The sequence below is a fragment of the Halorhodospira sp. 9621 genome (genome assembly GCF_022228055.1).
GTDB classification, from domain to species: Bacteria; Pseudomonadota; Gammaproteobacteria; order Nitrococcales; family Halorhodospiraceae; genus Halorhodospira; species Halorhodospira halophila_A.
In genome coordinates, this window is record NZ_JAJNRD010000043.1 from 1 (window position 1) to 10,671 (window position 10,671).

Sequence of the window (10,671 nt, forward strand, 5' to 3'; positions counted from 1 at the left end):
GATGCCTACTCAGCGATGGCCCGGCACATGCCGGATAACGGCATGCAATGCGTGATGTTTACCCACAAGGACACCGGCGTCTGGGGCGATATGGTCTCGATCTTCTGGGCGGCCGGGCTCCAAGTGGTCGGTGCGTGGTACATCGCCACGGAGGCCGCAACTGCTCTGCGTGCCGGCGCCCACGTCCAGGGCACCGTGATCCTCATGCTCCGAAAGCGCCGGGAAGGCGGGCCGATCTTCCGGCAGCAGCTTCTGCCGATGATCCGCAGGGAGGTCGCGGGCCAAGTCGATCAGATGATGCACCTCAACGAACAGGCGAAGGCCCACGGTCACGCCGTTTTCAACGATGCGGACCTCCAGATGGCTGGCTACGCCGCAGCACTGAAGGTGCTCACCGGCTACACCGAGTTCGATGGCCAGGATGTCACGGCGCTGGCTATGCAGCCGCGCAAGCGGGGAGAGGAAACGCCGGTGGATGAGATCGTGGCCTACGCTCGGCGCGTGGCGAACGATCACCTGATCCCGGAGCGGCTCCAGGAACTGAGCGCCGAGACCTGGCGCGAGGATCTGACGGCCGCAGAGCGCTATTACCTGCGCCTGCTCGCGATCGAGGCCGGGGGACAGTTTAAGCTGGAGAACCACCAGAACTTCGCCCGGGCGTTCCAGATCGACTCCACGGAGTTGATGGCCTCGCGGTCCCCGAACGGTGCCCGCCTCAAGGGCGCCGCCGATTTCCGCCCCCGGGACCTGCTGGAGGGCCTGCTCGGCGGGACCACGCTCGGGCATGTGCTGATCGCGGTTCAGGAGCTTCTCAACGAGAACGACCCGAAAGCAGTGATCGATCAGATGAAGTCGAGTCTGGACAGCGATTTCTACCGCAAGGCCGAGCATCTGATCGCTGTTGCACAGTACCACAGTGACATGCTCGCGACCCGCCGCCCGGAGGAGTCCCGGGCGGCGGAAGTCGTGGCGAACCGGATCCGCAACGATCGTCTCGGAGGTTAATCAGGATGGCACTTTGGATGGTGCGTTCGGGTAAGCATGGAGAGCGTGAGCAATTGGCTCTCAGCCAAAACCTGGCCATTATTGGCTGGGAAAATCTTCCTGATCTAAGTCAAGTCAAATCCCGGCAGGAGCTGGAAGGTCTTCTGCGTGATCATGGTGCGCCACACTCCCCAAACCGGCTACGAAATTGGGTTGGTCAAATATGGCGGTTTATCGGGGAAATGGCCCCCGGTGATCTCGTGGCTATGCCTCTCAAACATCGTTCGGCAGTAGTTTTGGGTTGGGTTCGGGGCGCCTATGCTCACCGCAAGGACCTAGACCCCGAGGTGTCCAGGTTGCATACCCGCCCCGTGGAATGGGTAAAAGAGGTCCCGCGGAGCGCTATTGATCAGGATCTGCTTTACTCGCTCGGCGCTTTTATGACCGTTTGCAAGATTCAACGCAATCAAGCCGAAAAAAGAATTCAGGCTTTTTTGGAATCCAAGAACGAGGCTCTTGAAAAGTCCACCCTTTCCACTATTCAGGCCGAGATCGAAGATGGAGACGAAGAGGCCAGTATACTTGAGGGTAACCTAGAAGGGGTGGCTCAGGATCAAATTCGCACGCATATCGGGAGGCACTTCAAGGGGCACCAGTTAACCTACCTTGTAGACGGTGTCTTGCGTGCTTACGGATATCAGACCCATGTCTCACCCCAAGGCCCTGACCATGGCGTGGATATAGTGGCAGGATCTGGTGAGCTCGGGTTTGGGCGCCCGCGGTTGGTCGTCCAAGTGAAATCTAGTGAAGCCCCTATCGGGCAGTCTGTTGTCCGAGAGCTCCAGGGGGCTATGAGTAACTTTAACGCTGAACATGGTTTAGTGGTCGCGTGGGGTGGTTTCAAGAGCACGGTGGATCGTGAGCGCAGCCGATTGTTTTTCCAGATTCAGCTCTGGGATGCCGATGATTTGATTGATGCAGTCAAACGTGCTTATGATTCATTTCCGGAGGCACTTCAGGCTGATATTCCGCTTAAAAGAGTGTGGATGCTTGTCCCGAGCACCGAGAATGAGGCATGAGCCACAAAGAGATTGAGCGGCACTCAACTCGCACGGTGAAGCTCGGGGATGGCGTATTGCTGCCGTATCTGCGGCAGGCGAAGCGCTACTATCGGATCGCGGGCTACTTCACCTCGTCTTTGTTCGAGATTGCCGGTGAGGACTTGAGTGGCATCGAGGAGGTGCGGATCGTCTGCAACTCCGATGTCAGCCCCGAGGACTTGGCCGTGGCCAAGCGCAGCGCTGGGGCGGCACGCAACCGCGAGGCTGCCCTTCTCGGTAAGCTGGATACCCAGATCGAGACTGACGCGCTGCTTAATCGCCCCCGCTACGAGCGCCTTCAGACTTTCCTCGATCAGCGCCCAGGGGCAATCCGGGTGGCCCCCGATGATCGGTGCGGCTTCGTCCACGGGAAGGCTGGCTGGATCGAACTGCATGACGGCCGACAGCTTGCCTTCATTGGCTCGATGAACGAGACCCGGGCCGGCTGGAGCCAGCACTACGAGATCCTCTGGGAAGACCACTCGGAGGAGGGGGTGCGTTGGGTCCTGGAGGAGTTCGAATATCTCTGGCGGAACTCGGTCGAGCTCCCGGACACGGTGCTCAAGGAGATCCATCGCCGCTCCCAGCGCGTTGAGGTGGAGCTTGAGGCCATCGAGGATGAGGGCGAGGTCGCGCCGGCGGCGCTGATCGAAAGCCCCATGTACCGCGAGGGGCTCTCCCTGAGTCCATGGCAGCGGGCCTTCGTCGGTGAGGCGATGAACCACCTGCGCTGGTTCTCGGCGGTGCGATTGCTCGTTGCCGATGAGGTGGGACTCGGCAAAACGCTCTCGTTGGCCACGGCCACGCTTGCGCTGACCCTGCACGGCGATCAGCAGCGCCGGGCGAACCAGCGGGCGAAGGCAGTGGCTATCCTGGCGCCGAAATCCCTGACCGAGCAGTGGCAAACGGAGCTTCTGGACAAGCTCGGCATTCCCATCGCCCGCTGGAACTCCCAGATCAAGGTTTGGGTGGATCCGGAGGGGCGGCCCATCTCGCCGGTCGGGGCTGAGCAGATCCAGCGCTGCCCCCTGCGCATAGGGATCATCTCCACGGGGTTGATCACCTACCCGAGCAAGGAGCGCGAGTACCTGGAGGGCATGCGCTTCGACACACTGGTCCTCGATGAGTCACACAAGGCGCGCCGGCGCCGCGGTATCGGCCAGAAAGGTGGGCCGAACGAGTTGATGCGCTTTATGCTCGAAGCCGCCGGGCGCTCCCGGCACGTTCTGCTCGGCACCGCCACACCGATGCAGACCGAGGTTGAGGATCTATGGGATCAGCTCGATATCCTCGATCGCGGCGCACGCTTTGTGCTTGGGCATGATCTCTCACCGTGGCGCTATCCCGATCACGCGATTCCGCTTCTCACGGGGGAAGACCCATGTGAGGACCCGGAGCAGGCCTGGAAGTACCTGCGCTCGCCGCTGCCGCCCATCGATAGCTCGGAGGAGAGCGATTTCCGGCGCGTGTTCTACAACATCCGCACCGAGCTTGGCTTGGATGAGCAGACTTTCGAAACCCATCACTCGCTGACGGCCATCGATCAGGATCTGCGCGAGGACCTGGAAGACCTCCTGCGCGCTCGGCGTAACGGCACGACCTTCTTTCAGCGCCACAACCCCGCGGTGCGCCATGTGGTGCTGCGAAAGCGCACCGTACTCGAGGAGGCGGGCCTTCTCGACCGGGTTGGAGTGATCCTGCACCCGAATGTTGAGGCCGTCTCGGACACGCCGGGCTACCAAGCCCTGTTCGAGGACAAGGCGCTGTTCACGACTGAGTCCTTTCAGATGGCCTACGAGGCCGCTGCAGAGTTCGGGAAGGCCTACGGCAAGCGCGTTGGCGGTGCAGGGTTCATGGTCAACATGCTGCGCCAGCGCTTGTGCTCGAGCATCTACGCTGGCGAAAACACGGCGCGAAAGCTCCTTGAAGGACTGCATCTGCAAGAGGAGCTTGCCGAGGCTGAGGAGGACGAAGCGGATCTTGAGGCTCTCCTCGACCCAGATACAGCGGCGATGCCCGGTGCCGAGCGCGAGGCGCTTGAGCGTTTTCTTGAGGCCATCGAGTCGATGCGCGGGGAGGACCCCAAGTCGGCTGCGGTGCGCCATTATCTCGTCAACGAGGGGTGGGCCGAGCACCATGGCTGCATTATCTTCAGCCAGTATTACGACACCGCACACTGGATCGCCCGGCAGGTCGCGCAGCTGTACCCCACACAACCGGTTGGGCTCTATGCCGGCGCCGGTAAGAGCCTGCTCCTGCTCGGTGATCAGGAGAGCAGTGCAGAGCGGGAATCGCTCAAGCAGCAGGTTCAGAACCGGGCGCTGCGGCTGATGGTGGCAACGGATGCTGCTTGTGAGGGCTTGAACCTGCAAAAGCTCGGCACGCTGATCAACGTGGATCTGCCCTGGAACCCGGTTCGTCTGGAACAGCGGATCGGGCGGATCAAGCGTTTTGGCCAAACCCGCTCGGATGTGGACATGCTCAACCTGGTCTACCAGGGCACGGTTGATGAAACGATCTACAACCGGCTCTCTGAGCGCATGCGCGATCGCTATGACATCTTCGGCTCACTTCCCGACACCATCGAGGATGAGTGGATCGAGGACGAGGAGGAGTTGGAGAGGCAGATCCAGCAGTACATCGAGCAGCAGGAGAAGGTCAACGGCTTCGATCTGCGCTACAACCAGACCCGCGATACCGAGGAGGATGTCTGGCGAGAGTGCGTGCGCGTGCTCTCCCGGCGTGACTTGGATGTGTTGATGCGAAGCGGGTGGTAGAGGCGGTCATTTGGGCGCATCCGCAGTCTCCTCTAGCTCATGAGTCAGCGGGAGGTGGGGTCCGGTTACGAGGTTGGGGTGATGCTTCTTTTGGCGTAGATCTTGGCAGGCTGGCTCGAATACTCAGTCTCTTGGCAAGGGACGTGGCCTTAAATCTACGATGGCCTTATTTGAAAGGAAGTTCCTTTCTTTGATAGGCCATCGCATCATATATTATTTCGGTGTTTCGGCTGTTTCTCGTATTCTATTTGCTCGAGGAGGTTGTGCTCCCAAGCCTCTAAAGCTCTGCGCTTTTCGTCCTCATAGCGGTGCTGATCATAAACGGCAACGATGCCTTTTCGGGTGTGGCCGATGGCAAGCTCCGCGACTGTTTCATCGACTCCGGCACGTGCCATTCCAGTCCGGGCCGTTCGCCTGAGATCATGTGGTGTCCAATGCCCCCAGGTCGGATGAACTTTGTTGCCTAACGCGTTGGTTGCGTTGAAAACAGCGCGAGAGGGTGTCTTGGGGTTAAGTGATCTCCCGTAAACAACTTCAAAGACATACCGGCCGCTGCGTTTTCCTGCAGCCCACTCTTCGACCTTACCAAGCAAATCGAGCATCAATGGTGTTAGAGGAACAGTTTGATCGGTTTCAGTCTTTCTGCGGCGGGTTTCTGGGATCACCCAGTTTTTTTCCCGGAAGTTGATTTCAGACCATTCTGCAGCCGCGACTTCGCCCGGGCGTTGACCGGTGAGGAGTATCATCCACAGTGCCGAGAGGGTGATCCATTGGATGCCACAAGAGGGGGTAGCATTCCACAGTGCCTTCAATTCGTCACGATCAAGAACACGTTGGCGCCTGCGTGGGGCTAGTTCCTTTCCGATTTTGCTTGCCTTGAGAGTGGCAATTGGATTAAGCTCAATTAACTCACGATCTTCAGCCCAGGCGAACATGCTTTTGGTGTACTGTAGAACCAAGCTTGCTTGTCGGCCCCGATCCGAGGCGATATGACTTACCAGGCTGATCACATCCGCGCGGCGAACATCTTTCAGTCGCAATGTTCCCAGCTCGGGGACGATATGCAGATTGAAAAGTCGCCGAACCTCTTTGGAGCTGCGCAGGCTGTCCACGTGGTCTTTGCAGAATTGCTCGGCAACCTCGGCCACGGTAGGTTCGCTGCGCTCCGTCCTGCGGCGATCAAGGGGATCTGCGCCGGTATCGATCTCTTTGCGCAGCTCGGCGGCACGTTTGCGCGCGGCGCTCAGGGTCCAAGTGCCATGCTCGCCGATGGTGACAAGGCGGTCCTTACCGAACGAGTTGGTGTAGCGCAGCACGAAGGCCACGCTGCCCTTGGGCGTGATCCGAACACCGAAGCCGCGGGGTGCATCGCGATGTTCATCGAACAGCAGTCGGCGGCCACGCTCGGGCGGGGTGAGGGCTTTGAGGTGGGACTCGGTCAGGGATGTGCTCACGGTCTGGTTCTCTCAATCGTGTCACAGGAAAGTCACAGTAGGGAGTGTACACCCCTGGGCGCAAGCGTCGGGTGTTGTCGTATTAGAAGTTCATAACAATCATGAACCTATATCCATCAAGGACGCGGAATGCAGGTGTGACAAGGGGATTTGGAGGAGCGGTTTGGCGCGGCGGACGCGACTTGAAATCGGGTGAGGGCATGCGCCCTCCGGGGGTTCGAATCCCTCCCTCTCCGCCAAAAACAAGGAGTTACACAGGCCCTTCTTCGCGCCAGAAAAGTCGGCTCAAAACTACGCACAGATTTCGCACATCGGCACGTTGCACACAGTTGGAGGTGCGCCGAGCTGCAACCTTGGGGGCGGACGGCCTCTTTTGGTTGGAGAAGGCTGCGAGTGTTAGCGCCTGCGGGGCTGGCTGGCGTGATTAATGTGGCTCAGGACCACAGACCGTCTACTCCTGAGCGCCATAGCCCGGCGCGGCATCCCGGCGGGGCGTGCTGGAGTACGGTGAGGGATGCGACTACTACCCGCGGATCCGGGGCGCGCTCCCCTTGGGATGCTTGAATCCGGGGCCTCGTTCAAGAAAAGAGGGATGAGAGCAAGCCCTCGGCGGTGCTCTCACCCCTCGTCGTCTTGGGTGGTCACTCTCCCTTTTTGCTCGTACTCAGCACTTCCCCCTCTCGGGGTGGCACGACTCGCTTCGAGCAAAGCCACGCCTCTAGGTCACATTCGCGGTACAGCACCTTCCCACCGAAGCGAAGGTAAGGCGGGCCTTCGCCCATCTGTCTCATCCGGATCATGTGTCGTTCGCTGTAGCCGCAGAGTTCAGCCGCTTCCTTGGTCTTGAAGAGGCTCATGGCCGACTTTTTGGTCATATCTACTACTCCCATGATCGGTTTCGAAAAGCGCCGTGCCGACGACTGTCGGTGGACCGCCGTAGGTGGCGACTCACCGCTGAAGGGGAGGGGCGATAACGCGATTGAGTCATCCCAGGTGCCCGGTTGGCAGTTGATGCCTGCTGCCAGCTGAATCCGAGGTGCCTGTGGGCTTGCTCGTCCAGGCCTTGTCACCGGGGTAGGCCGTTCCCTTGGCGCGGAACCGCTGGCCCACCCAGTTCACTGGGGTTTCCAGCAGTTCGGCAGACGCGCGACTCCGAGGGCTTAGCGAGGCGTTCCGTAGCCCCGTCGACACGGGGAGCGGACTGTCGGAGGATCAAGCGAGGTTGTGGGAGGAGCGGTATGACCGTGCTGGTTGTCGGGTTCGACTCTGCCTGGAGTGCTAGCAACTCCGGTGCTTTGGTTGGTGCTGTTCGCGCTGATGATGGGTTATACCAGGATCTCGGGCCGCCGCAGCGGGTGGACTACCCCGAGGCGGAGCGCACGATCCGTGAGTGGCAGTCCCAGCAGAATCCGGATTCGACGGTGGTGTTGCTCGACCAGCCCACCATCGTGGAGAACAAGTCGGGCCAGCGCCCGGTGGAGAACATTGTGAGTTCGCCGGTCAGCCGTCGGCATGGCGGGATGCAACCGGCCAATACCGCAAAGGCGAAGATGTTCGGCAAGGATGCGCCGGTATGGCGGTTCCTCGCCCGTTTCGGTGGGCCGGCGGACCCGCTTGCACCGCTCAAGGGGACGTGGGTGGTCGAAACCTACCCGGTGCTGACCATGATCGCCCTTGGCTGGACGCTAATGGACCCGCGTCCTGGAGGTCGGCTGCCGAAGTACAACCCGAGGAATAAGAACTTTTCCATCGCCGACTGGCGGCACGTCTGCCAGCTGACGTCGAGTGCGCTCGGCGAGCGCAGACTTAACCGGATCGTTCAATGGTTGGACGACGCAGCGCAGTTCGATGGCCCCCACAAGCACGATCAGGACCGGCTCGACGCCTGCATCTGTCTGCTTGCGGCGCTGTACCTTGTCGAGAAACGGCAGTGCCTGATGGTCGGTGATTGGGACTCCGGGTATATCGTGGTGCCCGACAGTAGGAGCCTTTCCGAGGAGCTTGCGCGCCGCTGTGAGCAGAAAGGGCGCGCGCCGTCGGAGTGGGTGCGATCCTTCCGCGTTTCGGGCGTGTAAAGGTGGATGGGTTGACAATCCCGCCCGACGCAGGACCAGCACGGTTATTTCTGCACAGGTGATGCGAGAACCCCGCGTAAGCCGCTGACATCTGGAGGCGTGTTCGCAAGGTGCTGATTTGTGGTTGGTTTGTAGCTGGACAGTCTTTGTCCAATAGACCTCGAAGGCCTTCGCGAAGCGGGTTCAGCTGACTTTCTCCACACGGTTTTCCACAGGTTCTGTGGAATCCTGGCCGACCCAGGGGCAAGGAGGTGAGATGCAGCGCCATGTCGTTTTACCCGACGGAGAGCGGGTTCCGGCCCTCGGCCAGGGGACCTGGCGCATGGGTGAGCGCCCAAGCGAGCGCGCGGCCGAGGTCGCGGCGCTGCAGGCCGGGCTGGATGCCGGGCTGACCCTGATCGATACCGCTGAGATGTATGGCGACGGCGGTGCCGAGCGGGTGGTGGGCGAGGCCCTGGCCGGGCGGCGGGATCAGGCCTTCATCGTCAGCAAGGTCTTCCCGTGGAATGCAAGCCGCAAGGGCGTGGTCCGCTCGTGTCAGCAGAGTCTCGAGCGTCTGGGCACGGATCGGATCGATCTCTACCTGCTGCACTGGCGCGGCGGCGCCTCGTTGGGGGAGGCGGTGGCCGGATTCCAGGATTTGCAGCGCGCGGGCTGCATTCGCCACTGGGGCGTGAGTAACCTCGATGCGACTGACCTGCAGGAACTCTGGGGGGTGCCCGGCGGGGGCGCGGTCGCCGCGAATCAGCTGCTCTATCACCTTGGCGAGCGGGGTATCGACTGGGACACGCTGCCGTGGTTGCGCCAGCGCGGCATCCCGGTCATGGCTTACTGCCCGCTCGGGCAGGGCGGGCTGCTGAACGACCGTCGCCTCGTGGGCTTTGCGGAGCGTCACGGCATGACGGCCGCCCAGGCGGCGCTGGCCTGGTTGGTGGATCAGGGCGATGCGATTGCGATCCCGAAGACGCGAACGCCGGAGCGCGTTCTCGAAAACCGCGCCGCGCTCGAGATCACCCTGACCGAAGCGCAGCGCACGGAACTCGAAGAACTCTTTCCGCCGCCGGACGGACCGCGGCCGCTGGCCATCGTTTGATCGGGTCTGAGGCGCCGTATTTTTACCGGTTTTGCTTTGTTACCCCGTAGGGCGGGCCCGCCTTCCGAGGGTGGGTCAACTCTGTTGGCCAGCTGGGGTCAGCCTAGGGGGCCGCTAACAATCCTGGCCAGCAAGAGCCAGAGTTCCTTGCGCTCGAGCGGTTTGTTCAGATAGGCATCGCAGCCGAGGCCGAAGCACTCCTGTTGGAAGTGCTCCAGGGCATGGGCGGTGATCAGGGCGATGGGCGTGCGCGCCAGGGCGTGTTCCGCCTCTTGTGAACGGATTATGCGCAGTGCCTCACGGCCATCCAGCTCGGGCATTTGAAGGTCGAGCAGGACGAGGTCGGGGCTCGCTTGCTGCCAGTGCTCGATGGCCTCGCGGCCATTTTGCACGCAGGTGATCTGTGCGCAGCCAGCCTGTTCGAGCAGGTTGTTCACGAGTAGTGCGTTGGTCGGCTCATCTTCGGCGACGAGAACGCGCAGCCCAGTCCCCACCGGCGCGCTTGTATCAACTTCGGCCTCTTCGGGGGTGTATAGCAACGGGGTGGCGGAGGTGGCTGGTGGCATCGCCACCGTGAAGCGGAACCTCGTTCCGTGGCTGGGCTGGCTCTCGACCGAGATGCGCCCACCCATCAGCTCCACCAGCTCTTTGCAGACCTTCAGCCCCAGGCCGCTGCCTTCCTTGCGGGCGAGCGCAGGACCAGCCTGCCGGAACGCCTCGAAGATGTGCGGCTGGTCTTCCTCCGGGATGCCGGCTCCGGTGTCCGTGACGGTGAAGGCGAGTTCATGCTCGGATGAACCGCGCTCTACGTGAACGCGGATATGGCCCGATTCGGTGAAGCGCAGCGCGTTGCTGACCAGGTTGTAGAGCACCTGACCGAGGCGCACCGGATCGCCATGGACCCGGAATGGGGCTTCGGTGCCTGAAGACCACTCCAGGTGCAGGCCCTTCTGCTCGGCCAGCGGCACGAGAAGCCCCAGCTGGGTATCCATGAACGCGCGCAGATCGAAATCCTCCTCGCTCAGCTGAACTCGGCCGGCTTCCAGCCGCGAGAGCTCCAGGACGGTGTCGATGAGCCCGAGCAGGGTATGGCTTCCGGCTTGGCAAAGCTCCACATGGTGATGCTGCCGCGGGTCCAGCTCGGAGTGCGCCAACTGATCCAAGAATCCCGTGATGGCATTGAGCGGC

Annotated in this window: 7 protein-coding genes, 1 tRNA gene and 1 pseudogene; 6 read left to right on the forward strand and 3 right to left on the reverse strand. The window is 61.4% G+C overall.

Features of this window, described 5'->3' with window-relative positions:
* The 3 genes and pseudogenes from LRF89_RS12315 to LRF89_RS12325 form a co-directional block, all read left to right on the forward strand.
* Positions 1-1,005, forward strand: a pseudogene (locus LRF89_RS12315) (anti-phage-associated DUF1156 domain-containing protein); the annotation flags it as partial.
* A 5-nt stretch (positions 1,006-1,010) separates the two neighbouring features.
* Entirely contained in the window at positions 1,011-2,063 is a 1,053-nt protein-coding gene (locus tag LRF89_RS12320) for a restriction endonuclease (protein ID WP_238637248.1), read from the forward strand.
* Complete coding sequence (locus LRF89_RS12325; RefSeq protein ID WP_238637249.1) at positions 2,060-4,861, forward strand: phospholipase D-like domain-containing anti-phage protein; 2,802 nt, start codon at positions 2,060-2,062, stop codon at positions 4,859-4,861. Before LRF89_RS12320 ends, LRF89_RS12325 begins: the two co-directional genes overlap by 4 nt.
* A gap of 206 nt (positions 4,862-5,067) precedes the next feature.
* Here the strand turns inward: LRF89_RS12325 and LRF89_RS12330 are convergent, their stop codons facing one another.
* Entirely contained in the window at positions 5,068-6,315 is a 1,248-nt protein-coding gene (locus tag LRF89_RS12330; RefSeq protein WP_238637250.1) for a tyrosine-type recombinase/integrase, read from the reverse strand.
* Positions 6,316-6,470: 155 nt separating this feature from the next.
* Here LRF89_RS12330 and LRF89_RS12335 point away from each other — a divergent pair.
* Positions 6,471-6,554, forward strand: a tRNA-OTHER gene (locus LRF89_RS12335).
* Positions 6,555-6,956: 402 nt separating this feature from the next.
* Here the strand turns inward: LRF89_RS12335 and LRF89_RS12340 are convergent.
* Positions 6,957-7,205 carry a helix-turn-helix domain-containing protein gene (locus LRF89_RS12340; protein ID WP_338018527.1) on the reverse strand — a complete coding sequence of 83 codons (249 nt, stop codon included), beginning with the start codon at positions 7,203-7,205 and terminating at the stop codon, positions 6,957-6,959.
* A 348-nt stretch (positions 7,206-7,553) separates the two neighbouring features.
* Between LRF89_RS12340 and LRF89_RS12345 the strand changes: the two genes are divergently transcribed.
* Complete coding sequence (locus LRF89_RS12345) at positions 7,554-8,390, forward strand: DUF429 domain-containing protein (protein ID WP_238637251.1); 837 nt, start codon at positions 7,554-7,556, stop codon at positions 8,388-8,390.
* A gap of 256 nt (positions 8,391-8,646) precedes the next feature.
* A complete protein-coding gene (locus LRF89_RS12350) occupies positions 8,647-9,483 on the forward strand; it encodes an aldo/keto reductase (protein ID WP_238637252.1) in 837 nt (278 codons plus the stop codon).
* Between the two features lie 98 nt (positions 9,484-9,581).
* Here LRF89_RS12350 and LRF89_RS12355 read toward each other — a convergent pair.
* Positions 9,582-10,671: ATP-binding response regulator (locus LRF89_RS12355; RefSeq protein ID WP_238637253.1), on the reverse strand; the 1,090-nt coding region annotated here is incomplete at its 5' end.

Excerpts from the sequence above, each read along its gene's own strand:
- LRF89_RS12320 (WP_238637248.1), top strand. The coding sequence starts at position 1,011 with ATGGCACTTTGGATGGTGCGTTCGGGTAAGCATGGAGAGCGTGAGCAA.
- LRF89_RS12325 (WP_238637249.1), top strand. The coding sequence starts at position 2,060 with ATGAGCCACAAAGAGATTGAGCGGCACTCAACTCGCACGGTGAAGCTC.
- LRF89_RS12340 (WP_338018527.1), bottom strand. The coding sequence starts at position 7,205 with ATGGGAGTAGTAGATATGACCAAAAAGTCGGCCATGAGCCTCTTCAAG.
- LRF89_RS12345 (WP_238637251.1), top strand. The coding sequence starts at position 7,554 with ATGACCGTGCTGGTTGTCGGGTTCGACTCTGCCTGGAGTGCTAGCAAC.
- LRF89_RS12350 (WP_238637252.1), top strand. The coding sequence starts at position 8,647 with ATGCAGCGCCATGTCGTTTTACCCGACGGAGAGCGGGTTCCGGCCCTC.